This window comes from Arthrobacter sp. 01N442, assembly GCF_056399345.1.
Genome location: NZ_JBFTRD010000005.1, coordinates 151,386 through 176,229, shown reverse-complemented (window position 1 = coordinate 176,229; position 24,844 = coordinate 151,386). Strand labels below are relative to the sequence as shown.

Below are 24,844 nucleotides of genomic sequence, written 5' to 3'. Positions count from 1 at the left end.
GGAGCCCTCCGTGGATCCGCTTTGGAAAGTCCGGAGGACTTTACTTGGCGGTCTGGAAGTCGCGCTTTTCCTTGATCTTCGCAGCCTTACCGCGCAGTGCACGCATGTAGTAAAGCTTGGCGCGGCGCACGTCACCCTTGGAGACGAGCTCGATCTTGTCGATGATCGGGGAGTGTACCGGGAAGGTACGCTCCACGCCGACGCCGAAGGAGACCTTGCGGACGGTGAAAGTTTCGCGGACGCCGTCGCCCTGGCGGCCCAGGACGAAGCCCTGGAAGACCTGGACGCGGGAGTTCTTGCCTTCGATGATGTTCACGTGCACCTTGATGGTGTCACCTGCGCGGAACTCGGGAACATCGTTGCGCAGCGAGGCTGCATCTACGGAATCGAGGATATGCATTGATCCACTCCTGGTGAACGCCACAGGTCATTCACGTTGGGTCACGGCGGCCAAGCCCGGATGCTGTGCGCACCGGAAATTTCCGCCGAAAGTTTTGTCGTTCCGGCTCCGCCAGGAATTGGCAGGGCCGGGGTGCCGCGCTGTTGGTGTCGCTCCCCCTGTGGCAGGTTCGCACCCAGCGGGCACAAGGACTAATTTTGCCACATTCCGCCGTGTTTTGGTGAATTGGCCGGGCGCACCGGCCTGGTGCAGCGGCGCGGCTCAGGCGTCGGGGCGTCGCCGGAGCCGGCCGTCGACGACGTCGTAGCCCAGCTCCCCCAGTGCGGTGCGGTCCGCGCGGGGCAGCGTGCCGGCGTCGAACGCGTCCAGCAGGTCAGGCCGGCGCTCGGCGGTACGCCGGTACTGTTCGTGGCGCCGCCACTGCGCGATCTTGCCGTGGTTGCCGCTGAGCAGCACGGCCGGAACCTCGCGGTCCCGCCAGCTGGAGGGCTTGGTGTACACGGGGTACTCGAGCAGTCCGTCGGAGTGGGATTCCTCCACGAGCGATTCGGGATTTCCGACGACGCCGGGCAGCAGCCGCCCGACGGCCTCGACCATGGCCAGCACGGCCACCTCTCCGCCGTTGAGCACGTAGTCCCCGAGGCTCATGGGCCGGACGGTGAAGCGCTCCGAGGCCCACTCCAGAACGCGCTCGTCAATGCCCTCATAACGCCCGCAGGCAAAGACCAGCTGGTCCTCTTCCGCGAGCTCGTGCGCAATGGCCTGGCTGAAGCGCTCCCCCGCCGGTGAAGGGACGATCAGCACGGGTTTGCTGGCTTCCGCGGAACGCGCGGGTCCCGCTTCGGCCACGGCAGTCAGCGCCTGGGCCCACGGTTCGGGCTTCATCACCATCCCGGCGCCGCCACCGTAAGGGGTGTCGTCCACCGTGCGGTGCCGGTCCGTGGTGAAGTCCCGGAGGTCATGGACGTTGAGTTCCAGGAGCCCGTCCTGCCGGGCCTTTCCGATCAGGGACAGTTCCAGCGGTGCCAGGTACTCGGGGAAGATACTGACGACGTCGATCCGCATCTTAGGCGTTGTCCCCGTTGCCGTTTTCGGCGTCACCGCTTCCCTCGCCGTCGCCGTCGTCGGGGGTCTCGCCGGTTGCGGTGTTGACCTCGAAGAGGCCGGCCGGCGGGGTGACGAGGACATACTTCTCCGCGACGTTTACCTCGGGCACAATCTGCTCCACGAACGGGATCAGGATTTCCTTGCCGTCCTTGTCCGTCACCACGAGCAGGTCCTGGACCGGCATGGTGTGCAGCCCGGAGACCTTGCCCACCACCGTCTCGCCGACGCGGACGTCCAGGCCCATGAGCTCGTGCTCGTACCAGCCCTCGTCGTCGTCCTCGTCCAACTCCTCGGTCTCGATGTAGAGCTTGGCGCCACGGAGCGCTTCCGCGTCGTTGCGGGTCTCCACCTCCTCGAACGCCAGCAGCAGGATGTCCTTGTTCCAGCGCGCGCTCTCCACGGTCAGCGGACCGGCGGAGGCGGGCTCGACCACGAACCGGGTGCCGGGAACGAAGCGGTCACCCGGCGCGTCCGTGAGCACCTGGACGGTCACTTCGCCGCGGATGCCGTGGGGCTTGCCGATTCGTGCCACCTGAAGCTGCATCTGTTCCTCTGTTCGGATTCTCGTAAAGTCTGGGATTTGTTGGTGCGTTTACTGCGCAAAACAGTCCGGCCCCTCCACCATAAGCTGGTGAAGGGGCCGGACTAAAGACAAGTACTGCTGGTCGCGCTACCGGCGGCGGTCGGTGTCGACGACGTCGACCCTGACCGGCTCGCCGTCGGCCAGCGCCGCCACCACAGTGCGCAAAGCGCGTGCGGTGCGGCCCTGGCGTCCGATCACCCGTCCGAGATCGTCCTGATGAACGCGCACCTCGAGGGTGTCCCCGCGGCGGTTGTTCTTCGCACTGACCTTGACGTCCTCGGGACTGTCAACAATCCCGCGGACCAGGTGTTCGAGCGCTTCTGCCAGCAATTTACTCAGCCTCGGTGGTCTCTGCTTCGGCGTCGGCGGGAGCCTCGGCTGCTTCGTCCTTCTTGGCCTTCTTGGTGATGGCTTCCGGGATGATCACGGAACCCTTTTCCGGGGTGACGAAGGCTTCCTTGGGAGCCTTGGTCTTCAAGGTGCCCTCCTGGCCCGGGAGACCCTTGAACTTCTGCCAGTCACCGGTGATCTTCAGGATCGCGGCAACCTGCTCGGACGGCTGTGCGCCGACGCCGAGCCAGTACTGGGCACGGTCCGAGTTGACCTCGATGTACGAGGGCTCTTCGGTCGGGTGGTACTTGCCGATCTCTTCGATGGCACGGCCGTCACGCTTGGAGCGTGCGTCCATGACGACGATACGGTAGTACGGTGCGCGCATCTTGCCGAAGCGCTTAAGGCGAATCTTTACGGCCACTTTTGTGGTCACTCCTGTTTCTGAAACGGGGTCGAGCCCGGCGTTCTGCACCCGTGGGGCGGGCCGTACTAGGGGGTTCTAAAGGACAGGATCCGGACGCGGAGAGAGGGGCCACGCAGATCGAGTACCTGTTCATTGTGCCAGATCACCGCTCGGATTTCGACTTGACACCCGTGGGCTGCGTGTCCGGCACTTTTCGGGCGGGCCAGCCTGGAGGCGTCAGGAGGTCCAGACGTAGAGTCCGGACTTGGTGGCGGGGTCGACGCCGGCGGCCAGCTCGGCAAGCTGGCGTACACAGCGGGCGGCCTGCTCGGCACCGAAGGGCATGTCCTCCTCCGCGGCCCAGGCTGCGGCGACGTCCGCGAGGACGTCACCCTCGCCCTCGGTTTCGTAGCTGAGCAGCTCGCCCAAGGCACGGACCATCGCCGCGGGCACGCCGAGCAGCGAATCGCTGGCCACGTCGACCATGGCCAGTTCATAGTCGGCGCCGGCGGCGTGCACGGCGGTTCCGGCCAGGTCGCCCAGCCGCTCGACTTCGAAGTCGCTGATGTCAGCAATCCTGACGGCACCGGGTGCGGCCGCGGCGCCGGCGTCGAGGGCGGCAGCACGCTTGAGGGCGGCATCATGGGTGGCGACGAAGATTTCAGTAAAGCCCAAGGAAGTGCTCCTCATGAGGGTCGGCGGCGCTGGCCGCGGTTTTGGCGTCGCATTCAGCCTAGCCGCTCCGGCCCGGGCCGGGGCGGCCTGGGCATGCCTGGATGCTTAGCGGACCGCGACGCGGATGCTATTGCGCCACGGGTCCTCGAAGCGCAGCTCGGCCCCGGTGTGGTGCGACGGGACACCGGCGGTCTTGAGCCGGTCGGCGAGGGCGCCGACGTCGTCGCCGGACGGTACCTCGATCAGCACCTCGCCGAGACCCAGGGTGTCGCGGCGGGGGCCTGCGCCGCGGCTGTTCCAGACGTTCATGGCCATGTGGTGGTGGTAGCCGCCGGCAGAGACGAAGAGCGCCTGCCCGTGCCAACCGGCGGTCTTCTCGAAGCCGAGGGTGCCGACGTAGAAGTCATGTGCGGACTGTACGTCGCCGACCTGCAGGTGGACGTGCCCCACCCCTGCCTCCGTGTCGCGCTGTCCGCTCAGGGCGGCTTCGGTCAGGTGCTGTTCCAGGTAGCGCTGCGGCGGCAGGGCCAGGCTGTCCATCACGACGTTCTTGCCGTCCCAGGACCAGGCGTCGCGCGGGCGGTCCCAGTAGAGCTCGATGCCGTTGCCCTCCGGGTCGTTGAAGTAGAAGGCCTCACTGACGAGGTGGTCGGCGCTGCCGGTAAAGGACTGCGGCTCGTACTGCGCGGCGGAGGCCACGGTGGCGGCCAGCGAGGGCTGGTCTTCGAACAACAGTGCGGTGTGGAAGAGGCCAGCTTCGCCGCGGGAGGGCAGGTTCAGTCCGGGGGCGGGAGCAAGGTGGACCAGGGGCTTGCGCTTGCGTCCGAGGTAGAGTCCGCCGTCCTGCTCGGCCACGACATCGAGGCCGAGGGCGCGCTGGTAGTAATCGGTCATCAGCTTCATGTCGCCGACCTTGAGCATCACGGTACCCATGGTGAGTTCGGCAGGAAGAAGATCCTGGGTGCTGGCTGCTGCGGTCATTGAATCGCTCCCGTAGTTCTGCGGCTACCGACCTTCGGTAACCGTCATAGGGTTAAATTACTTGAAGCTTCAATTTATTCCTAACGGGGTTGAGCGTCGGTGCGCACCAGTTCTCCGCGCAGCACGATTGCCCTCAATTCGCGCAGGGTCGAGATATTTCCGCGAGGGTCCTCGGCGCAGACCAGGACGTCGGCGCTGGCGCCGTCTGCAATCGCCTCGGCCCCGAGCCAGGCCCGCGAAGCCCAGGCCCCGGCGTCGAGGGCGGCACCGGCAGGGAGTCCGGCCGCGTGCAGGGCCTCAAGTTCATCGACGATGCGTCCGTGCTTGATGACGCTTCCCGCGTCCGTCCCGGCATAGATGGCCACCCCGGCCTCATGGGCCTCGAGGATCCGTTCGGCGCGGCGCTCCCAAAGCCCCAGCATGTGTGCCGCGTAGCGGGGAAACTTTGCCTGCGCCTGGGCCGCGATGTCCGGGAAGGTGGCGATGTTGATCAGGGTGGGGACGATCGGAACGCCCTGCTCCACGAACCGGTCCAGGTGCCGGGGCAGCAGGCCGGTTCCGTGCTCGATGCAGTCGATCCCGGCGTCGAGCATGTCGTCAAGAGTGTCCTCGGCGAAGCAGTGCGCGGTGACGCGGGCGCCTTCGTCGTGGGCGGCCTGGACCGCGTCCTTGACGCTGCGGGCGGGGAAGCTGGCGGCGAGGTCGCCGGCGTCGCGGTCGATCCAGTCCCCCACCAGCTTGACCCAGCCGTCCCCCGCGCGGGCCTGCTTGCGGACGGCCTCCACGAGGTCTTCGGGCTCCACCTCGGCGGCGAATCCCCTCAGGTACCGGCGAGTCCTGGCGATGTGCCGGCCCGAGCGGATGATGCGCGGCAGCTCACGCCGTTGCTGGATCCAGCGAGTGTCGTGGACGGCACCGGCGTCGCGGACCAGCAGGGTTCCGGCGCCGCGGTCGGTCAGGGCCTGCTGCTCTGCCACGACGTCGGAGACGTCGCCCCCGGGTCCCAGCCCGATGTGGCAGTGCGCGTCGACGAGTCCGGGGATCACCCAGCCGTCCAGCACCTGGTCCGGCGCGGACGCTGGGCGCTGGAAGGTGAGCCTGCCGTCGACGGACCACAGCCCCCGTCGCTCCTCGTCGACTCCGGTGAGGATCGGGCCGCTGAACTCGATGATGGCACTCATGGGCTAAAGCCTAATCCTCATGGCGGTTCTCGGTCCCAAGGCGTCCAGTCCCAGCCGGGCTTCGTGCCTCCGCAACGCTGCCAGCTCTCCTGCCGGATGAGGGACGGGTGAGAAGCCGCAACTTGCGTAGAACGGCCCATTGAACGGTACATCGGAAAAAGTGCACAGCGTCATCGATTCATAACCCCGGCCACGGGCCAGCTGGAGCGCCGCCGCCACCAGCGCCCGGCCGATTCCCTGACCGGCGGAGTCGGGATGCACCGAAAGTTGTTCCAGGTGGGCCTGTCCATCGACTTCATCGACCCTGGCGAAACCCGCGGCAGGAGTTCCGGCAACCAGGATAAAGAGCGGTTCGGAAGCCCCTGCCGGTTCCGCATTCGGGAGCGCGAGGCCCAGTGATGCTTCCAGCAGGCGGTCAGCCGCCGTCTCTATAGCGGGCAGGCCGGCAAGGTCCTCCGGCAGAGCCGGCCTGATGCTGGGGCCGGGCATATCAGGAGGCGTGCGCGTGCCCGCTGCGGTTGACGTCGGCGATGAAGGTGCGGATGGCGCGGTCACCTTCCTTCGAATCCTGCGGCCGGTGCCCTCCCGGGGCAGTGCGGTGCAGGGCGCCCGTCTCCCTCAGATAGCCGGCAATTTCCTCATAGAGCGGCTCCCAGCCGCCGGTGAGGACCAGCGTCGGCACGCCGGGGACGATGTGCAGCGGCGCGTCCCACGGCGGCGCCTGCAGCCTCAGCCGGCGCGCCGCCCGTGCGTCCTCAATCGCAGGCTCGCCCACAGTCCCGCGCACCGGGGCGTGGGCGGCAAATACGCGGCGGACGAACTCCCGCTGGAAGTCGTCGTCGGAGAGACTGTGCCGGACGTCGAAGAGCGGCTGCATGAGCGCCCGGTGCGCGGCTGTCGCCGGCAGTTCGGCGGTGAGCGAGAGGCAGGCCGGTTCCACGAGGGTGAGGGACTGCACCAGGTCCGGACGTTCGACGGCCGCCATCATGGCGGCAATGGCGCCCTGCGAATGGGCCACCACGTGGCCGCCGGCAGCGCCGCGGCCATCGTCCGCCAGGGCCCGCAGGACGATGTCAGCGTCGGCGGCGAAGTCCGTTTCTTGCGGCTCGGCGACGGCGTCGAAGCCGTGCCGCCGCAGGAACAAGGCGTCGTAGCTCAACGCCATGCCGTGCTGCTTCGGCCACGCCGCGGCACCAAAGCTGCCGGCCCCGTGGACGAAGACTACGCGCTGCTTGAACATGTCCTAAGCCTATGGCACCGGTCCGTTAACGAGGCCGAAGACATCCTCGCCGCCGGGACAGTGTCGGAGCCGAACGGCTCCTGCTACTTGCTGCCGCCGAGGAACTTGTCGAAGCCCTTCGGAAGGTTCAACTGGGACGGGTCGAACTCCCCGCCCTGCTGACCGAAGGATGCACCGGTCGGAACGGTCTTCGGCCCGGCAGCGCGCCGCGCCTCCGCATCCTTGAGCTCCTGCGCGGCCTTGGCCGGGTTGCCGGAGCGGGCCTTCTTCTTGGGCGCGCTCTTCCCGCCCTTGCGGGCTCCGCCGCCGCCCATCCCGGGGATTCCCGGCATTCCCGGGATGCCGCCGCCGGCCGCCATCTTCTTCATCATCTTCTGGGCTTGGGCAAAACGTTCCAGCAGGCCGTTGACCTCGGAGACGTGCACACCGGAACCGCGGGCAATGCGGGCGCGGCGGGAGCCGTTGATGATCTTCGGGGCCACCCGCTCGTGCGGGGTCATGGAGCGGACGATCGCCTCGACCCGGTCGATCTCGCGTTCGTCGAACTGCTCCAGCTGCTGCCGGATGTTCTGCGCACCCGGCATCATCATGAGCATCTTCTTCATCGAGCCCATGTTGCGGATCTGCTGCATCTGGGCGAGGAAGTCCTCGAGGGTGAAGTCTTCCTGGTCGGCGAACTTCTTCGCCATCCGGGCTGCCTCGTCCTTGTCCCAGGACTTCTCGGCCTGCTCGATCAAGGTGAGTACGTCACCCATGTCAAGGATGCGCGAGGCCATCCGGTCCGGGTGGAAGAGCTCGAAGTCATCCAGGCCTTCGCCGGTGGACGCGAACATGACCGGCTTGCCGGTGACCGACGCAACGGACAGCGCGGCACCGCCGCGCGCGTCGCCGTCGAGCTTGGAGAGCACGATGCCGGTGAAGTTGACGCCCTCGTCGAACGCCATCGCCGTGTTGACGGCGTCCTGGCCGATCATGGAGTCGATCACGAAGAGGACTTCGTTGGGGACGATGGCCCGGCGGATCTGGCGGGCCTGTTCCATCATTTCGGCGTCAACGCCGAGCCGGCCGGCGGTGTCAACGATGACGACGTCGTGCAGGGTGCGCTTGGCTTCCTCGACGCCGGCCCGGGCGACGGCGACCGGGTCGCCGGCAGGGTGGTCCAGCTCGGTGGAGGTGGCGCCCGGGTGCGGGGCGAAGACGGGAACGCCCGCCCGCTGGCCGACAACCTGCAGCTGGGTTACGGCGTTGGGGCGCTGCAGGTCGCACGCAACCAGCATGGGGCTGTGGCCCTGCGCCTTGAGGAACTTGGAAAGCTTGCCGGCGAGCGTGGTCTTGCCGGCACCCTGGAGGCCGGCGAGCATGATGATGGTGGGACCGGTCTTGGCGAGCCGGATCCGGCGGGTCTCGCCACCGAGGATCTCGACGAGTTCCTCGTTGACGATCTTCACGATCTGCTGGCTCGGGTTCAGCGCACCGGATACCTCGGCGCCGAGGGCCCGTTCGCGCACCCGGCCGGTGAACTCCCGGACCACGGGCACGGCAACGTCGGCGTCCAGCAGGGCGCGCCGGATCTCGCGGACCGTGGCGTCAACGTCCGCCTCGGTGAGGCGGCCCTTGCCACGGAGGTTCTTGAAGGTTGCTGTCAACCGGTCAGAGAGTGAATTGAACACGCGCCGTGCACTTCTTTCAGTGGATCTACAGCTGGCGGCCGGTGCGGCGCGCCAGAGTCGTGACTGTTTCGCCGGAACCAGCCGGTACGAACTGCCTCGACAACGGGACTCGACTATCTAGGGTACCAAGTCGGGCCTTCAAGATGGCATGCTGGCTTAGGTGACCAGTCAAGCAACTGTAAAGACCCTGCTCATCCTCGGCGCCTCGGGCGACTTGACCGGCAGGCTGCTGCTGCCCGGGCTGGCCCGGCTGGTGGCGAGGGGCCACGCCCCTGGCCTTACTTTGGTGGGTGCAGGATCGGACGACTGGACCGAGGAACAGTGGCATGAGCGCCTCGAGACCTCGTTCGCCGACGCCAACTCCCAGGCCGACACCAGCGGCAAGCGCGAGCTGAAGCGAATCCGCGAAACCACCAGCTACCACCAGCTGGATGTCACCGCCGAGGGGCAACTGGCAGGGCTGCTGGCCAAACTGGAAGGTCCCGTGGCTGTCTACTTTGCGCTGCCGCCGAAGATCAGCCAGCTTGCCTGCGAGGCCCTGACCCCGGAACAGGTACCCGCGGGGACCCGGCTGGTGATGGAAAAGCCGTTTGGCTCCAGCGAGGAGTCTGCGCGGAACCTCAACAAGACCCTGGCCGCGTTGGTCCCCGAGGACCACATCCACCGGGTGGACCATTTCCTGGGCAAGGCGACGGTGTTGAATATCCTGGGCCTGCGCTTCGCCAACACCTTCCTTGAGCCGGTGTGGAACCGGGAGCACATCGAGAGCGTGGAGATCATCTTCGATGAGGACCTCGCGCTCGAGGGCAGGGCCCGCTACTACGACGGCGCCGGCGCCCTGCGCGACATGATCCAAAGCCACCTGCTGCAGATCATGGCCCTGATGGCGATCGAACCGCCCGCCTCGGTGGACGAGCGAGACCTGCGGGACGCCGTCGCCACCCTCCTGCGGGCCAGCAGCATCAAGGCCCCGTACGCCAAAAGCACGCGCCGCGCCCGGTACACGGCCGGCTCCATCGACGGCAGGAAGGTCCCGGACTACGCCAAGGAAGAGGGCGTGGACGCATCGCGCAACACCGAGACCCTGGCGGAGGTGCAGGTGGACATCGACAACTGGCGCTGGCAGGGCGTGCCGTTCATCCTCCGTTCCGGCAAGGCACTGGGCTCCATGCGCAAGGAGGCCGTGGTCACCTTCCGCCCCGTGCCGCACCTGCCCAAGGGCTTCACCGGCGTGGACTCCCCCAACCAGCTGCGGATCGGTTTCGGCCCGGACACGCTGCAGTTCGACGTCGACGTGAACGGCCCCGGCAACGTGCTGAGCCTGGACCGGGCCACGCTCAAGGCGGAACTCAGCGCCTCGGAACTGCTCCCCTACGGCGAAGTCCTGGAGGGGGTGCTCAACGGCGACCCGCTGCTGTCCGTTCGCGGCGACACCGCCGAGGACTGCTGGCGGATTCTCGAACCGGTGCTCAAGGCCTGGGCCCGGGACAGCGTCCCGCTGGAGGAATACGCCGCCGGGACCGCCGGGCCGGAAGGCTGGCCCGCGTAACCGTCTGCGGAACACGAAAAAGCGGGCCGGACACCTTTCCAGGTGTCCGGCCCGCCGTCGCAACCCTCGATCGCGGCCGCTGGCGCGGTGTGCGGCTGGAGGGCTGCCGCCTAGATAGCTGCCGCGCCGCGTTCGCCGGTCCGGACGCGGACTGCCTCGAAGACATCCATCGTCCAGACCTTCCCGTCGCCGGCCCGTCCGGTGTTCGAACTGGCGATGATGACATCCAGGATGTCGTCCGCCTGTTCGTCGGTGGCAAGCACTTCCACCCGGATCTTGGGGAGCAGGTCCACGTTGTACTCGGCGCCGCGGTACACCTCGGTGTAGCCGCGCTGCCGGCCGTAGCCGCTGGCCGCGCTGACCGTCAGGCCCTGCACTCCGTACGCTTCCAGGCCTTCCCTGATGGTGTCGAGCTTTTCCGGTCGGACGATTGCGGTAATCAGTTTCATGCTTCCACGCTTTCCTTGCCGGTTGCCGGCTTCTTGCCGTTCGAGGTGACGTCCACGGTCTCGGCGGCCGGGAACTCGACGCTGTCGACCATCGGCTTCCCGGTGATCAGTTCGTGCAGCGGCTGGAAGCTCCCGCCGTGGCCGCCGACGCCGAACTCGTAGGCGGTCTCGGCGTGCAGGCTGAGGTCCACACCCACGACTTCCTGCTCCTGGGAAACCCGGAAGCCCATCAGCTTGTGGATCGGGAAGGCGATGATGAAGGTCATGATCGCGGTGAAGGCCACGGAGAGCAGCGCGGCGAGAACCTGCGCTACGAGCTGGGTGGTGCCGCCGCCGTAGAACAGTCCCGCGGTGCCCTGGGCCGGGGTGGCCAGGAAGCCGATCGCTACGGTGCCCACGACACCGGACACGAGGTGGACGCCGACGACGTCGAGCGAGTCGTCGTAACCGAACTTGAACTTCAGGCCGACGGCGAGGGCCGAGGCCACGCCGGCGACGACGCCCAGGGCGATCGCGCCGAGCGGTGAGACGTTTGCGCAGGCCGGGGTAATCGCGACCAGGCCGGCGACCACACCGGAAGCGGCACCGAGGGAGGTCGGGTGGCCGTCGCGGAAGCGTTCGACGGCGAGCCAGCCCAGCATCGCGGCGGCCGGGGCAGCGAGCGTGTTGACCCAGATCAGGCCGGCCTGCTCAACCGTGGCGGCGGCACCGGCGTTGAAGCCGAACCAGCCGAACCAGAGGATGGCGGCACCCAGCATCACGAACGGGACGTTGTGCGGGCGGTGGTTCGGGTCCTTGCCGAAGCCCTTGCGGTTGCCAATGATCAGGACCAGGATCAGCCCGGCGACACCGGCATTGATGTGCACCACGGTTCCGCCGGCGAAGTCGATCACCGGGGCGAAGGTCTGGCCGAACCAGCCGTCCTTGGAGAAGAGCCCGCCGCCCCAGACCATGAAGGCCAGCGGCGCGTAGACAAGGGTGGCCCAGATGGGGGTGAAGATGACCCAGGCCGAGAACTTTGCCCGGTCGGCAACCGCACCCGAGATCAGGGCCACCGTGATGATGGCAAAGGTCGCGGCGTAGCCTACCTTGAGCAGGTCCGCGGGGTCCGTGAAGTTGTGCAACCCGAAGTGGCTGAAGGGGTTCGCGAAGATCTGGAAGAAGTTGTCTGAGTTGCTCGTGGCCATCGAAGCGCCCCACAGGACCCACGTGATGCCAACGGTCCCAATCGCGACGAAGCTCATCATCATCATGTTCAATGCCGACTTGGCACGGGTCATGCCGCCATAGAAGAATGCCAGGCCCGGGGTCATGAACAGCACGAGGGCTGACGCGACCAGGAGCCAAACGAGACCTGCGGTGAGTTCCATGGTCTGCGTCCTCTCTTGCTCTTAGGTGCGGACTTGTCCGCCGATCCAACGCGTTTTGCGTTCTAAGAAGAGTTTGCTGGCGCAGTGTTTCACCGGCAGAGGATTTACATTGCCGGGTTGTTACAAGAACCTCCCGGAAGTAAATGGTGCGTCTCACGCTTGTTACGGTTATGTTTCACGCGTTCAAACACGCCCCGGCCGGCCTTGCGGCACCAAATGCAGAACCGAAAGCAGCATCATGAGCAAAGCGTCCCGTTCCGCCAACGGAACCCGGGCCCTGCCCGGCCTCCGGCAGCCCGGCAGTCCCCGACTGCCCCGGGACATCAAGGTGATGCTGGTTGCGGCCTTCCTCATTGCCCTGGGCTTCGGCCTCGTCGCCCCGGTACTCCCCCAGTTCGCCACCACCTTCGACGTCGGTGCGACGGCGGCTGCGGTGATTGTCAGCATCTTCGCGTTCATGCGGCTCATTTTCGCCCCGGCCGGCGGTGCGCTGATCGTAAGGCTGGGCGAACGCCCGGTGTACGTGGCCGGGCTCTTGATCGTGGCGGCGTCCACGGCCGCGTGCGCCTTCGCCCAGGACTACTGGCAGCTGCTCGTCTTCCGCGGGCTGGGCGGGGCCGGCTCAGTGATGTTCACGGTGGCCTCGATGGCCCTCGTGGTGAGGCTCGCCCCGCCGGAAAGCCGCGGCCGCGTCTCGGGCGCCTATGCCTCGGCTTTCCTGATCGGCAACGTGTGCGGGCCGATCGTGGGCGGCCTGCTGGCCAGCTTCGGCCTGCGGGTTCCGTTCCTGGCGTACGCGGCCGCGCTGGTGCTGGCCGCCGCCGTCGTACAGACCCAGCTCAGCCACGTCCCCGCAGGCTCCCGTGAGGCAGGAGCGGCGGCGCCGGCCATGCTGCTCCGCGACGCTCTGCGGGACAGCGCCTACCGGGCCGGGCTGGCCTCCAGTTTCGCCAACGGGTGGGCCACCTTCGGCGTCCGGATGGCCACCGTGCCGCTTTTCGCGGTCGCTGCACTCGGCGCCGGATCCTCGTCCGCGGGCTGGGCACTGGCCGTGTTCGCGGCCGGCAACGCGGCGGCCCTGACCTTCTCCGGGCGGCTCGCGGACAACCTCGGCCGGAAGCCGATGATGCTCACCGGACTGGTGGTCACCGGCCTCGCCACCGCCGCCATCGGCTTCACGCACGAGTTGCTGTGGTTCCTGGCGGCCTCGACCGTTGCCGGCATCGGGTCCGGGCTGCTGGGCCCGGCGCAGCAGGCCGCGATCGCCGACGTCGTGGGCAATGAGCGCTCCGGCGGGCGGGTGCTGGCAGTGTTCCAGATGACTTCGGACAGCGGCGCGATCGTGGGGCCGGTCATCGCAGGACTGCTGGCGGACCAGCTGGGCTACGGCTGGGCCTTCGGCATCACCGGCGGAGTTCTCCTCGCGGCGGCTGCGGGCTGGGTGCTGGCGCGGGAGACCTTTCAGCGGCCAACCGCACCGGCGGCCTAGTTCAGGAGAGCGTCGACGAAGCTTTCGGCGTCGAAGGGCGCCAAGTCGTCCGCGCCTTCGCCGAGGCCGATCAGCTTGACGGGCACGCCGAGGGACTTCTGGATCGCGACCACGATGCCGCCCTTGGCGGTGCCGTCCAGCTTGGTCAGCACGATGCCGCTGATGTTCACGACCTCGGCGAAGACGCGCGCCTGGTTCAGGCCGTTCTGGCCGGTGGTCGCGTCCAGAACCAGGAGCACCTCATCCACCTCGGCGAGCTTTTCGATCACGCGCTTGACCTTGCCGAGCTCGTCCATCAGGCCGACCTTGTTCTGCAGCCTGCCGGCGGTGTCGATCATGACGACGTCGACTTCCTGGTCGATGCCGGCCTTGACCGCCTCGTACGCAACGGAGGCCGGGTCCGCGCCGTCGATGTCGGACTTGACCGTGGGAACGCCGACGCGCTGGCCCCAGGTGGCGAGCTGCTCCGCGGCTGCGGCGCGGAAGGTGTCCGCGGCGCCAAGCAGCACGTCCTTGTCCTCCGCCACCAGCACGCGGGCGAGCTTGCCCACCGTGGTCGTCTTGCCGACGCCGTTGACGCCGACCACCATCATCACCGCGGGCTTGTCCGCGTGGCGTTCCACGTTCAGGCTGCGGTCCATGGTGGGGTCCACGAGCTTGATGAGTTCCTCGCGCAGCAGGGCCTTGACCTCCTCCGGCGAGCGGGTGCCGAGCACCTTGACGCGTTCGCGGAGCGCGTCCACGAGCTGCATCGTCGGCTCGGTGCCAAGGTCGGCCAGCAGCAGGGTCTCCTCGACCTCGTCCCAGACGTTCTCGTCGATCTTGTCAGCGGAGAGCAGGGCGAGCAGGCCTTTGCCCAGGATGTTGTTGGACTTGACCAGGCGTTCGCGAAGCCGGGTCAGGCGGCCGGCCACCGGCAGCGGGGTCTCGACCGGAACGGTCTCCAGGCCCGCAACATTGTCCGGCACCTCAACCGTTTCGAGGCCCTCAAGGTCGACGACCTCCGGTGCCGCGCCACCGCGGGGCGGAGCCGGGCGGTCCTCCAGCAGCGTGCCGCCGCCGGTACCCTGCACGGGGTCGTTCGCGTCGCGCTGCGACGGGTAGTTGGTGATGTTCTTCCGGGTCTTCATGAGCACCGGAATCAGCGCACCGATAACCACCAGGGCAACGAGGATGGGCAGGATGATGGGGAGGATGTCGTTCACTCCCCTAGCTTCTCATAAACCCCAAACGCCCCGTCGGCAGCCCTGGCTACGTGCCTGGATGCCATCACAGGCCGGGCTTCAGACCTCGGCCCCCAGCCGCTGGCTGATCACGGTGGAGACGCCGTCCCCGCGCATGGTGACGCCGTAGAGTGCGTCCGCGACCTCCATGGTTCGCTTCTGGTGGGTGATGACGATCAGCTGGCTGGACTCGCGCAGTTCCTCGAAGATGGTGATGAGCCGGCCCAGGTTGGTGTCGTCCAGGGCTGCCTCCACTTCGTCCATGACGTAGAAGGGCGAGGGGCGGGCTTTGAAGATTGCGACCAGCAGGGCCACCGCCGTCAGCGACCGTTCGCCGCCGGAGAGCAGGGACAGCCGTTTGATCTTCTTGCCGGCGGGCCGGGCCTCTACCTCGATGCCGGTGGTGAGCATGTCCGAGGGGTCGGTCAGCACCAGCCGGCCTTCGCCGCCGGGGAACAGCCGGGCGAAGACCCGGACGAACTGGGCCGCGGTGTCCTCGAAGGCCTCGGCGAAGACCTTCTGCACCCGTTCGTCGACCTCCTTGATGATGTCCAGCAGGTCCTTGCGGCTGGACTTGAGGTCCTCCAATTGGGTGCTGAGGAACTGGTGGCGCTCCTCAAGGGCGGCAAACTCCTCCAGTGCGAGCGGGTTGACCCGGCCCAGGGCGGAGAGGTCCCGCTCGGCTTTGCGCAGCCGCTTTTCCTGCTCCTCGCGGACGAAGGGTTTGCCCTCGATGATCTCCTGTCCGTCCTCGTCCACGGGGGCGCGGAGTGCCGCCCACTTGTCCCCGGATTCGCCGGCCGGCAGGGGCACGGGCTGGTCGGGTCCGAAGTCGGCCACCAGCTGGTCGGCGGTCAGCCCGAGCTCCTCAACGCTGCGCAGCTCCAGGGCCTCGATCCGCAGGCGCTGCTGTGCGCGGGCAAGTTCGTCCCGGTGCACGGAGTCGGTCAGCTCTGCCAGTTCCCGGGCGAGGGCGTCGTTGCCGGTGCGCACCTCAGCCAGTTCGCGCTCCATCTGCTCGCGGCGCTCCTCGGCGCGGTCCCGTTCACGGCGCGCCAGTTCCACCGATACGTCGATGAAGCCGATCACTTGCCCCACGGCGGCGGCCACGGCGGCGGCGCGGCCGGCTTGGAGCCGACGGCGGCGGGCCCGTTCGGCGGCTTCTTCGCGGGCGCGGCGTTCGGTGGCGGCGGCCCGTTCCAGCGATGCGGCACGGTTGCGGGTCGCGGTCAGCTGCTCCTCCGCGCTGCGCAGCGTGAGGCGGGCCTCCATTTCGGCCGCGCGCGCGGCGGACGCCGCCAAAGCCAGGGCGTCACGATGTTCGGGCGAAGGCTCTTCCTCCGTGGGTGCCTCCTGGGCGGCGGCCAGCCGGGCGGCCACGGTCTCGAGTGCCTCCTGCTCCGACTGGATGTTTGCCTCTGCCCTGGCCAGCGACGCGGTGAGGCGTTCGCTTTCGCCGACGGCGCTGCGCAGCACCGAGTTGAGGTGGCCAAGCCGTTCGGCGACGGCAGCGAGCCGGGCGTCCGAGTCGTGCAGCTTTTCCAGTGCGGCATCGGCACGGTCCTGGGCGGCGGCACGGCGGGATTCCGCGGCGGCCAGGGCGAAGCGGTTGCGTTCCAGCTCTGCGCAGACGGCTGCGAGCCGCTCGGCCGCGTCGTCGACGGCGGCCTGGACTTCAAGCAGGGACGGCGCCGTGGCTGAGCCGCCGCTGACGCTCAGTGCGGTGAACACGTCGCCGGTCCGGGTCACGGCTGTCAGCTCCGGGTGCTCGGCAATGAGCCGTGCCGCGGCGTCGATGTCCTCGACGACGGCGGTGTCCCCAAGCAACCGGCCGAGCGGCACCCCGGTGCCGCCGTTGATGCTTGCGGCGGCCGGCGTGACGAGTGAGGTGGCCCAGCGGGCACCGTCGGGGAGGCCTGTCTCAATATCGTGCGTCAAGGAAGCACCCGGGCCGGAGGCGTCGGCGAGCAGCAGCGTGGCCCGGCCGGCGTCGTCGCCCTTGAGGAGCTGCAGGGCCTCGGCGGCGGTCGCGGCGTCGCGGACCACCAGGGCGTCGGAGCAGCTGCCCAGCGCGGCGGCGATGGCGGCCTCGTAGCCGGCCTGCACGCTCAGCATGCCCGCAAGGGGACCCAGCACTCCCGGGAGTCCGGCGGTGAGGACGCGTTCCGAGCCGTCCTTGCGGTTCAGGCCGAGTTGCAGGGCGTCCCGGCGTGCCACCAGCGCGTCGCGTTCCCGCTCGCCGTCGCGCTCGGACGCCTTGAGGGCGTCGATTTCGGCGACGACGGCGTCGAGGGCCATGCTTGCGGCTTCGTATTCGGCGTCGAGGGTCTCCTCGCCGTCCTCGACGCCGGCCACCTGCGACTCGAGGGCAGTGAATTCACTCTGGGCGACGCGGCGCCGCTCTTCGCCGGCCTTCTGTGAGTCCCGCAACCGGCCAAGTTCGGCCTGGGCGGACTCGACCCGGGACCTCGCTGCGCCCACTTGGCCGGCGAGCCGGGCAAGTCCCTCGCGCCGGTCCGCGGCGGCGCGGAGCAGGGTGGCGAGACGCTTGTCCTCGGCCGCTGCTGCGCTTTCGGCGTCCTGTTTCGCGGCGGTGGCGGCATCGAGCGCGCTGCGCCGTTCGAGGATCTGGTCCTCCAGCCCGGCCTGTTCCGCGCGGACCCGGGCCGCCTGCTGCTCGAGCTGCTCGGGATCCCGGCCGGTGTCCGGGGCCGCGTCGGACGCCCCCAGCAGGCGGCGGCGTTCCTCGGCGAGCGATCCGAGGGAACGCAGCCGTTCGCGGCCGGACGAGAGCTGGTACCAGTTGTCCCGCGCGGCGTTGAGCTTCGGGGTGGCTTCGGCGGCGAGTTGCTCCAGGCCAGCCTGCCGCTGGCGGCCGCTTTCGAGTTCGCGTTCGACGACGGCGCGGCGGGCCTTGAGCGCGGTCTCATCCGCGACGTCCTGGGCCAGCACGGACTGCAGCTGGACCAGTTCGTCGGCAAGGAGCCGGGAGCGGGCGTCACGGACCTCGAACTGGACGGTCTGGGCTCGCCGGGCCACTTCCGCCTGTTTGCCCAGCGGGGTGAGCTGGCGCCGGATTTCCCCGGTGAGGTCACTGAGCCGTGCGAGGTTTGCCTGCATGGCCTCGAGTTTGCGGACCGTCTTTTCCTTGCGGCGGCGGTGCTTGAGGATCCCGGCGGCCTCCTCGATGAAGCCGCGGCGGTCCTCCGGGGTGGCGTGCAGGACCTTGTCCAGCTGCCCCTGCCCGACGATCACGTGCATCTCACGGCCCAGCCCGGAGTCGGAGAGCAGTTCCTGGATGTCCAGCAGGCGGCAGCTGGCCCCGTTGATGGCATATTCCGATCCGCCGGTGCGGAACAAGGTACGGGAGATCGTCACTTCGCTGTAGTCGATCGGCAGGGCGCCGTCGCTGTTGTCGATGGTCAGCGAGACGTGCGCGCGACCCAACGGCGGCCGGCCTGAGGTGCCGGCAAAGATGACGTCTTCCATTTTGCCGCCGCGGAGCGTCTTGGCGCCTTGTTCACCCATCACCCAGGACAACGCGTCGACCACGTTGGACTTGCCCGAGCCGTTGGGACCCACCACGGCGGTGACGCCGGGTTCGAACTCAAAGGTCGTCGCGGAGGCGAACGACTTGAATCCGCGGACGGTCAGGCTTTTGAGGTGCAAGGTGGTTCGGGTCTCCTGGATGGCGGCAGCGGGGTTGTTGCCTGCCCTAAATGTACTGGGACACGGCGGAAATCCGCGGATTTGCGGCGTTCCGCCGGGCTACCAGCGCCCGTTCCGCGGCCGCGGCTGGCAGACGGGGCAGGTGTAGGAGGACCGGTTCATGAACTGCTCGCGTTTCATCAGGCTCACGATTCCCGCCTCCGCACAGCGCCGGCATTCCAGGCCCGCGCGGCCGTATGCGTTCAGCGACCGCTCAAAGTAGCCGGAGGCGCCGTTGACGTTGACGTAGAGCGAATCGAAACTGGTTCCGCCGGCGGCGAGTGCGTCCGTCATGACCTGGCGGGCGGCGTCGAGCACCCGCAGCGCCTCGGACCGCCGGAGGGTGTCCGTGGGCCGGGCGTAGTGGAGCTTGGCCAGCCAGAGCGCCTCGTCCGCGTAAATGTTCCCGATCCCAGAGACGAGCGCCTGGTCCAGGAGCGCCCGCTTCAGGCCGGTTTTGCGTGAGCGGAGCCGCCGGTAGAACAGGTCGAAGGAAAAGTGCGGGTCCAGCGGGTCCCGGGCGATATGGGAGGCTTCCTCGGCAATCAGCGGCAGCGGCGTCTCCGCAAGTCCGCCGGGACCGCCGTCGGCCGTGGGCACCAGCGAGGTGAGGAAGAGTCCTCCGAAGATGCGCTGGTCCACGAACCGCAGTTGCTCCGGCATGCCGGCCGCGGGACTGAGCCGCAGCCGGATCTTCAGGTGCTTCTCGTCCGCGACGGCGGCGTCCTGCATCAACAGCTGGCCGGACATGCCCAGGTGGGCCATCAGCGCGACGGCTGGCGCCGGCGCTGCCGCGTCCCCTGCGTCGTCCCCGGCGTCTGCGGTGTCCGCCAGCGGCAGCCAGAGGAACTTGCCACGGCGGACGACATCGAGCACCCGGGCACCGGCCAGGTTCCCGGCAAAGTCCTCGACGCCCAGCGCGTGCCTGCGGATGGAGCGCGGGTCCAGCACCTCGACGGAGGTGATGGTCCGGCCGCGCACCCAGTTCACCAGGCCGCGCCGGACCACTTCGACCTCGGGCAGTTCGGGCAATGCGGCGCCTAGCTGCCGGTGTGGGTGCTGGGCTGCGCGGCCTCGGCAGCGTCCGCGGTCCGGGCGGGCGAAGGAGCAGAGAGCCGGCGCCAGGCGTCGGCGGCTGCTTCCTGCTCGGCTTCCTTCTTGGAGTTCCCCGAACCGGTGCCGTAGTCGTTTCCGCCGATCCGCAGCACGGCCTCGAAAGTCCGCGCGTGGTCCGGGCCGGAGCCTTCGACGGCGTAGTTGATCGTGCCGAGCTGGCGGCTGGCCGCGAGTTCCTGGATGCTGGTTTTCCAGTCCGTGCCGGCGCCCAGCGCGGCGGCGTCCTGGAGCAGCGGGCCGACGAGGCGCATAACAAGCTGGCGCGCGGTTTCCAGGTCGTTGGACAGGTAGGTGGCGCCGATCAGCGCTTCCATGGTGTCCGCCAGGATGGAGGCTTTGTTCTTGCCCTCCGTGAGCTTTTCGCCCTGGCCGAGGTAGATGTACTCCCCCAGTCCGATGCTGCGGCCGATGCCCGCCAGCGCCCGGGTGCTGACGACGGCGGAACGGCGCTTGGCCAGATCGCCCTCGGGCAGTTCGGGGTTGTCGCGGTACAGCGCGTCGGTCACGGAGAAGCCCAGGATGGAGTCGCCGAGGAACTCGAGCCGCTCGTTGGTGGGGATGCCGCCGTTTTCGTAGGCGTAGGAACGGTGCGTCAGAGCAAGACGAAGCGTCCCGGCGTCAATAGTGACACCGAGACGCTTCAGAAGCTCTTCAGTTGAAGACATCTTAGTCAGCCTGTTGGCGGATTAGACGTCTGCGACCTTGCGGCCCTTGTACTCAAGGAACAGCGCGGTGCCAGCGGAGTCGGTAACGACCTTCGCCTGGTGCGGCAGGCTGTAAACAACCTGTCCGTTTTCCACGGTCTTCACCAGGTGGGGGGCGGTTGCCTTCCACTGGGAGCGGCGGGCGCGGGTATTCGAGCGAGACATTTTCCGCTTCGGGACAGCCACGGCTAACTCATTTCTCTCTAGTCCAACACTTACAAATCAGTTTTGCCGGTCAGGCTTAGCCAAGTCAGCTAGGGCGGCCCAGCGAGGATCTACGACCTCGTGGTGATGCCCCGGCTCGTCTTCCAGGCGAACTCCGCATTCGGAGCAAAGGCCCTGGCAGTCTTCCCGGCACACCGGCTGGAACGGCAGCATGGTGACAACTGCGTCCCGCAACACCGGCTCAAGATCGATCAGATCGTGCTCGACTCGACGTTGCTCTTCTTCGTCTTCTTCGTCCGGGAATTCAGCATCCCCGTAGAAGAAAAGTTCTTGCACATTGACCTCAAGGTCATACGCAAGGGGATCCAGGCATCGACCGCATTCGCCGGTTACTTCGACGTTCGCGGTGCCCGATACCAGAATTCCTTCGTGTACGGCCTCCAGGCGCAGATCCAGCTCGACATCCGAGCCTTCCTGCACGCCAATGAGCGCCACACCAAGGTCACTTGGTGCGGGTACATGTTCCTTCAGTGTCCGCATGCTTCCCGGACTGCGTCCGAGGTCCTTGACGTCGAACGCCAGGGGCGAACTAGCATCTCGTTTAATGAGAACTCCTGTTGAACATATGACCGACGTACCATCTTAGCCTGATCTTCCGGACGGACTCAAACCGGGCTGCAGCGCGCGGTTGAGCACCGCGCGCGGGGCCGGTCAGGGCCGCGCAACCGGCAGAAGGCCGCCGAGTACCGATCAAGCTTACCCTCTGCGCGGCGGATCCTGGACCGGCTCGCCGGACCGCAGGCGTTTCAGTACGGACTTCGGCACGAAGTCCGAGACGTCGCCGCCGAGGGTGAAAACTTCCTTGATCAGCGTGGAGGACAGGTGCAGATAGTGTCCCTCGGCCGGAATGAACACCGTTTCGACGCCGGTTAGCTGCCGGTTCATGGTGGCCATCGGCAGTTCGTAATCGAAGTCTGAGGACGAGCGCAAGCCCTTCACGATGGCGTTCGCCCCGCGCTGCCGGCAGTACTCGGCGAGCAGCCCCTCCCCCACGGGTTCCACCACGATGCCGCGCAGTGAGGCCAGGGTTTCCTTTGCCATGTCGAGCCGTTCCTCGAGCCCGAAGCGGTATTTCTTGGCGTAGTTGGTGGACACAGCCACAATGACCTCGTCGAAGAGGCTGGCCGCCCGGGCAATGACTTCCAGGTGGCCGTTGTGAATAGGGTCAAAGGAGCCAGGGCATACAGCGCGTCTCATGCTCCGAACCTACCGCATGGGCCTTGCGGGCCGGGATAGCATGGCGGAATGTCAGCATCTAAGACTTCCACTGCCGAGTCCGTGTCCGCGCCGTTCACTGTCTCCGGCGGAGTCGTCCTCGTGACCGGAGCCGCCATGGGCATGGGGCGGCTCTACGCGCTCCGCGCCGCACGTGAGGGCGCCGCCGCCGTCATTCTCTGGGACGTCGACGCCGACGGCCTGGCGAGCACCGCTGCGGAGGTTTCCGCCCTCGGTGCGCGCGCCGTCGTCCGCCGGGTTGACCTGGCCAGCCGGGACGACATTGCGGCGGCCGCTGCGGAGGCGCAGGCCGAGGGGCCGCTGACCCTGCTGGTCAACAACGCAGGGATTGTCCGCGGCGCCTTGTTCTGGGAGCACGAACCGGCCCGTGACATCGCCCTGACCATGGACATCAACGCCCTCGCCCCGATGTATGTCACCCACGCGTTTCTGCCCGCCATGATGTCCGACGCCGGCCGGCCGCGCCGCATCCTCAACATCGCCTCGGCCGCCGGCACCGTCTCCAACCCGCGGATGAGCGTCTATGCCGCCTCCAAGTGGGCGGTTATCGGTTGGAGCGACTCGCTGCGGCTGGAACTCGAGCAGCAGGGCTACAGTCACCTGAAGGTGACCACCTTCTGCCCCAGCTACATCTCCACCGGCATGTTCGCCGGCGCCCGCGGTCCGCTCTTCACGCCCCTGATGACCCCCGACGACGCCGTCAACCGCGCCTGGCGGGCCACCGTGGCCGGCCAGCCGCAGCTGATCGCCCCGGCGACGGCGCAGCTCGGCAAGGTGCTGCGCGGCCTGTTGCCGGTCCGGGCCTGGGATTTCGTCGGTGGGAAGATTTTCGGCATCTACACGACGATGGACAAGTTCACCGGCCGCACGGACACCACCTACAAGGCCGCCGGAGAGACCCCCGGCCAGGCGGGGACCCGGTGAGCGGACAGCCCCTGGCCCCCTGGCAGCGTGCCGCGACCGGCGCCAACCTGCTCTCCCCCGGCGGGGACCTGGGCGTCACCATCTTCGAGGAGATGACAACCCTGGCGCTCAAGACTGGAGCCATCAACCTCGGCCAAGGCTTCCCGGACGAGGACGGCCCGGCGGAGATCAAGGACGCCGCCCAGGCCGCGATCGCCGCAGGCGCCAACCAGTACGCGCCGGGCAAGGGCATCCTCGAGCTTCGGGAAGCCATTTCCCTGCACCAGGAACGGTTCTACGGGCTGACCCCCGACCCGCAGACGGAAATCATCGTCACCACCGGAGCCACGGAGGCCATCGCCGCCGCCCTGCTCGCTTTGGTGGGCCCGGGCGACGAGGTCCTGACTTTCGAGCCGTTCTACGACTCGTACGGCGCCATCATTGGACTCTCCGGCGCCACGCACGTCACCGCCCCGCTGCTGGCCCCCGATTTCATGCCCGACCTCGAGGCCCTTGCCGCGGCGTTTACCAGCCGCACCAAGGTGGTGCTGGTGAACAATCCGCACAACCCGACCGGCGCGGTGTTCCCGCGGGAGGTACTCGAACGCGTCGTAGAGCTCGCGGCCCAGCACGACGCCGTCATCATCACCGACGAGGTCTACGAACACCTCACCTTCGGCACAGCGCATCTGCCAATCGCTACCATCCCCGGCGCGGCTGAGCGCACCCTGACGATCTCGTCCGCGGGAAAGACGTTTTCCTTCACCGGCTGGAAGATCGGCTGGCTGTCCGGCCCCGAGCACCTGGTTTCCGCGGCCCGGACGGTCAAGCAGTTCCTGAGCTACAGTTCCGGCACCCCCTTCCAGAGCGCTATTGCGGTGGGACTGGGCCTGCCGGACGAGTTCTACGCCGGCATTGCCGACACCCTGCGGCTCAAGCGGGACATCCTCAGCGAAGGACTGCGCGCGGCGGGACTCGAGGTCTTCACCCCGCAGGGGACGTACTTCGTGAACGTGGACACCGCTCCTCTGGGGATTTCGGATTCGGTGGATTTGGCGCGCCGGCTGCCGGAACTGGTGGGCGTCGCCGCCATCCCTGTCCCGGTGTTTTGCCACGCCGAGGGCGCCGAGCGGACCCGCAGCCTGCTCCGCTTCGCGTTCTGCAAGAAGACCTACGTGCTGGAGGAGGCCGCCGAGCGGCTTTCCACCCTGCGGGACAGGCTGTGAGCACGGACGGAGCGCCGGACGCTGGACCGGCGTCCAGGAGGTTCCTGCGGACCACCGGCCAGCACGCCGTGATTGAGCCGGACGAGTTCACCGAGGGCGGGTTCGTGCTGAGCATCGGCGGGGCCGAGCAGTCGCACGTGAACCTGTCGGACCCGGGCGACATCTTTTACGAGTACCTGCGCCGAATAGGCCACATGGTGGACCTCGCGGCGCCGTGGGGCGAACCCATCGCCGCCCTCCATCTGGGCGCCGGGGCGCTGACGCTGGCGCGCTACATCCAGGCGACCCGGCCCGGCTCCGTGCAGTATGCGGTGGAGCTGGAGCGCGAATTGCTGGACTTCGTGCTGCAGCAGTTGCCGATGCCGGCGGGGACGGAGCTGCACACCGTGATTGGCGACGCCCGCGAAGCGCTGACAACCCTGCCCGCGGAGCTGCGCTTCGACGTCGTGATCCTGGACATCTTCTCCGGCCCCGAGGCGCCCGAACATATCGCCAGCGCCGGCTTCTACCAGGAAGCAGCGGCCCGGCTGACCCCTCGGGGCGTCCTGATCGTCAATGTCGGCGATGAGCCGGGCCTGACCCTGGTCCGGAGCCAGGTCGCGGCATTGCGCCGGGCGATGGCTGACGTGGCGGCATTCGCCGAGACCGGCATGTTCGCCGGCCGACACCCCGGCAACGTCATCCTGACCGGGACCCAGGTCCCGTGGCCCGATGCCTGGACCGCGGCGCTCACGGCCCGCGGTCCGCACCCGGCAAAGGTACTTTCCGGCGTCGAACTGGATGTGCTCTCGGACTAGCTGGTGCGGGGCTGCCCGAGAGTCGTAACCAAGCCTGCGGGACAGTCCTCTATATTGGCCAAAGGCCAAAGCAGCCGCACGTCGCTATCGTTGGGGAGAATTCTGTGGATGTTGGACTGTTGGTAGGCATTTTTTGGATCCTGGGACAGCTAGCAGTGGTCCTGGGTGTGCTCTATATGGTTGTCCGCGTAGCGGTTGGACACGCGCTCAAGGCTCAGCGCAGGAGAGAAATGCGTGCCGCCGAGGTCACCATTCCCCGAGGCTAGGGTCCGGCGG

Annotated in this window: 25 protein-coding genes; 5 read left to right on the top strand and 20 right to left on the bottom strand. The window is 67.8% G+C overall.

The genetic code is table 11. The features are described 5' to 3' along the window. Nucleotides 1–40 precede the first annotated feature (40 nt). From rplS to ffh, 11 genes are all read right to left on the bottom strand, one after another. Nucleotides 41–400 (bottom strand): 50S ribosomal protein L19, encoded by a 360-nt coding sequence (gene rplS / locus AC1DNC_RS12045; RefSeq protein ID WP_056738299.1) that lies wholly within the window; start codon nt 398–400, stop codon nt 41–43. 261 nt (nt 401–661) lie between these two features. Beyond that, complete coding sequence (trmD, locus tag AC1DNC_RS12040) at nt 662–1,465, bottom strand: tRNA (guanosine(37)-N1)-methyltransferase TrmD (protein ID WP_476862772.1); 804 nt, start codon at nt 1,463–1,465, stop codon at nt 662–664. 1 nt (nt 1,466) lies between these two features. After that, entirely contained in the window at nt 1,467–2,051 is a 585-nt protein-coding gene (rimM, locus tag AC1DNC_RS12035) for a ribosome maturation factor RimM (RefSeq protein ID WP_476862771.1), read from the bottom strand. Nucleotides 2,052–2,177: 126 nt separating this feature from the next. Then, nucleotides 2,178–2,420, bottom strand: a complete 243-nt coding sequence (locus tag AC1DNC_RS12030; protein ID WP_056426755.1) for an RNA-binding protein — start codon at nt 2,418–2,420, stop codon at nt 2,178–2,180. Between the two features lies 1 nt (nt 2,421). Next, on the bottom strand, nt 2,422–2,844 hold the full coding sequence (rpsP, locus tag AC1DNC_RS12025) for a 30S ribosomal protein S16 (protein WP_476862770.1): 423 nt from the start codon (nt 2,842–2,844) through the stop codon (nt 2,422–2,424). A gap of 219 nt (nt 2,845–3,063) precedes the next feature. Continuing rightward, nucleotides 3,064–3,501 (bottom strand): hypothetical protein, encoded by a 438-nt coding sequence (locus tag AC1DNC_RS12020; protein WP_476862769.1) that lies wholly within the window; start codon nt 3,499–3,501, stop codon nt 3,064–3,066. 105 nt (nt 3,502–3,606) lie between these two features. Further along, nucleotides 3,607–4,482: a VOC family protein gene (locus AC1DNC_RS12015; RefSeq protein WP_476862768.1), complete on the bottom strand. Its 876-nt coding sequence runs from the start codon at nt 4,480–4,482 to the stop codon at nt 3,607–3,609. An 80-nt stretch (nt 4,483–4,562) separates the two neighbouring features. Then, nucleotides 4,563–5,663 carry an amidohydrolase family protein gene (locus AC1DNC_RS12010; protein ID WP_476862767.1) on the bottom strand — a complete coding sequence of 367 codons (1,101 nt, stop codon included), beginning with the start codon at nt 5,661–5,663 and terminating at the stop codon, nt 4,563–4,565. Nucleotides 5,664–5,666: 3 nt separating this feature from the next. Then, on the bottom strand, nt 5,667–6,152 hold the full coding sequence (locus AC1DNC_RS12005) for a GNAT family N-acetyltransferase (RefSeq protein ID WP_476862766.1): 486 nt from the start codon (nt 6,150–6,152) through the stop codon (nt 5,667–5,669). Nucleotide 6,153: 1 nt separating this feature from the next. After that, nucleotides 6,154–6,903, bottom strand: coding sequence for an alpha/beta fold hydrolase (locus AC1DNC_RS12000; RefSeq protein WP_476862765.1), 750 nt, complete (start codon nt 6,901–6,903; stop codon nt 6,154–6,156). Nucleotides 6,904–6,986: 83 nt separating this feature from the next. Continuing rightward, nucleotides 6,987–8,573, bottom strand: coding sequence for a signal recognition particle protein (gene ffh, locus AC1DNC_RS11995; RefSeq protein WP_476862764.1), 1,587 nt, complete (start codon nt 8,571–8,573; stop codon nt 6,987–6,989). Nucleotides 8,574–8,733: 160 nt separating this feature from the next. Between ffh and AC1DNC_RS11990 the strand changes: the two genes are divergently transcribed. After that, nucleotides 8,734–10,122 carry a glucose-6-phosphate dehydrogenase gene (locus AC1DNC_RS11990; RefSeq protein ID WP_476862763.1) on the top strand — a complete coding sequence of 463 codons (1,389 nt, stop codon included), beginning with the start codon at nt 8,734–8,736 and terminating at the stop codon, nt 10,120–10,122. Nucleotides 10,123–10,232: 110 nt separating this feature from the next. On the opposite strand, the gene AC1DNC_RS11985 is transcribed toward AC1DNC_RS11990, so the two are convergent. Both AC1DNC_RS11985 and AC1DNC_RS11980 read right to left on the bottom strand, forming a co-directional pair. Next, on the bottom strand, nt 10,233–10,571 hold the full coding sequence (locus AC1DNC_RS11985; RefSeq protein WP_175320845.1) for a P-II family nitrogen regulator: 339 nt from the start codon (nt 10,569–10,571) through the stop codon (nt 10,233–10,235). Continuing rightward, nucleotides 10,568–11,941 (bottom strand): ammonium transporter, encoded by a 1,374-nt coding sequence (locus tag AC1DNC_RS11980; protein ID WP_476862762.1) that lies wholly within the window; start codon nt 11,939–11,941, stop codon nt 10,568–10,570. The genes AC1DNC_RS11985 and AC1DNC_RS11980 overlap by 4 nt, the downstream gene beginning before the upstream one ends. Nucleotides 11,942–12,179: 238 nt before the next feature. On the opposite strand from AC1DNC_RS11980, the gene AC1DNC_RS11975 reads away from it, so the two are divergent. Continuing rightward, entirely contained in the window at nt 12,180–13,430 is a 1,251-nt protein-coding gene (locus tag AC1DNC_RS11975) for an MFS transporter (RefSeq protein WP_476862761.1), read from the top strand. On the opposite strand, the gene ftsY is transcribed toward AC1DNC_RS11975, so the two are convergent. The 7 genes from ftsY to coaD all read right to left on the bottom strand — a co-directional run bounded on the left by ftsY (nt 13,427) and on the right by coaD (nt 21,603). Next, a complete protein-coding gene (gene ftsY / locus AC1DNC_RS11970) occupies nt 13,427–14,635 on the bottom strand; it encodes a signal recognition particle-docking protein FtsY (protein WP_476862760.1) in 1,209 nt (402 codons plus the stop codon). The genes AC1DNC_RS11975 and ftsY overlap by 4 nt on opposite strands. Nucleotides 14,636–14,713: 78 nt before the next feature. Beyond that, complete coding sequence (gene smc, locus AC1DNC_RS11965; protein ID WP_476862759.1) at nt 14,714–18,322, bottom strand: chromosome segregation protein SMC; 3,609 nt, start codon at nt 18,320–18,322, stop codon at nt 14,714–14,716. Nucleotides 18,323–18,421: 99 nt separating this feature from the next. Next, nucleotides 18,422–19,393: a bifunctional DNA-formamidopyrimidine glycosylase/DNA-(apurinic or apyrimidinic site) lyase gene (gene mutM / locus AC1DNC_RS11960; protein ID WP_476862758.1), complete on the bottom strand. Its 972-nt coding sequence runs from the start codon at nt 19,391–19,393 to the stop codon at nt 18,422–18,424. Between the two features lie 8 nt (nt 19,394–19,401). After that, the gene (gene rnc, locus AC1DNC_RS11955; protein ID WP_476862757.1) at nt 19,402–20,142 is read right to left on the bottom strand and encodes a ribonuclease III; all 741 of its coding nucleotides are present in this window, start codon (nt 20,140–20,142) and stop codon (nt 19,402–19,404) included. 21 nt (nt 20,143–20,163) lie between these two features. Next, nucleotides 20,164–20,367 carry a 50S ribosomal protein L32 gene (gene rpmF / locus AC1DNC_RS11950; RefSeq protein WP_056738282.1) on the bottom strand — a complete coding sequence of 68 codons (204 nt, stop codon included), beginning with the start codon at nt 20,365–20,367 and terminating at the stop codon, nt 20,164–20,166. A 36-nt stretch (nt 20,368–20,403) separates the two neighbouring features. Continuing rightward, nucleotides 20,404–20,928 carry a YceD family protein gene (locus tag AC1DNC_RS11945; RefSeq protein WP_082574983.1) on the bottom strand — a complete coding sequence of 175 codons (525 nt, stop codon included), beginning with the start codon at nt 20,926–20,928 and terminating at the stop codon, nt 20,404–20,406. Nucleotides 20,929–21,102: 174 nt separating this feature from the next. Further along, a complete protein-coding gene (gene coaD / locus AC1DNC_RS11940) occupies nt 21,103–21,603 on the bottom strand; it encodes a pantetheine-phosphate adenylyltransferase (protein WP_476862756.1) in 501 nt (166 codons plus the stop codon). 48 nt (nt 21,604–21,651) lie between these two features. On the opposite strand from coaD, the gene AC1DNC_RS11935 reads away from it, so the two are divergent. From AC1DNC_RS11935 to AC1DNC_RS11925, 3 genes are read left to right on the top strand one after another with little or no spacing between them, the layout of a single operon-like run. After that, entirely contained in the window at nt 21,652–22,566 is a 915-nt protein-coding gene (locus AC1DNC_RS11935; RefSeq protein WP_476862755.1) for an SDR family NAD(P)-dependent oxidoreductase, read from the top strand. Continuing rightward, complete coding sequence (locus tag AC1DNC_RS11930; protein ID WP_476862754.1) at nt 22,563–23,771, top strand: aminotransferase class I/II-fold pyridoxal phosphate-dependent enzyme; 1,209 nt, start codon at nt 22,563–22,565, stop codon at nt 23,769–23,771. Before AC1DNC_RS11935 ends, AC1DNC_RS11930 begins: the two co-directional genes overlap by 4 nt. Continuing rightward, a complete protein-coding gene (locus AC1DNC_RS11925; RefSeq protein WP_476862753.1) occupies nt 23,768–24,568 on the top strand; it encodes a spermidine synthase in 801 nt (266 codons plus the stop codon). The genes AC1DNC_RS11930 and AC1DNC_RS11925 overlap by 4 nt, the downstream gene beginning before the upstream one ends. Nucleotides 24,569–24,844 lie beyond the last annotated feature (276 nt).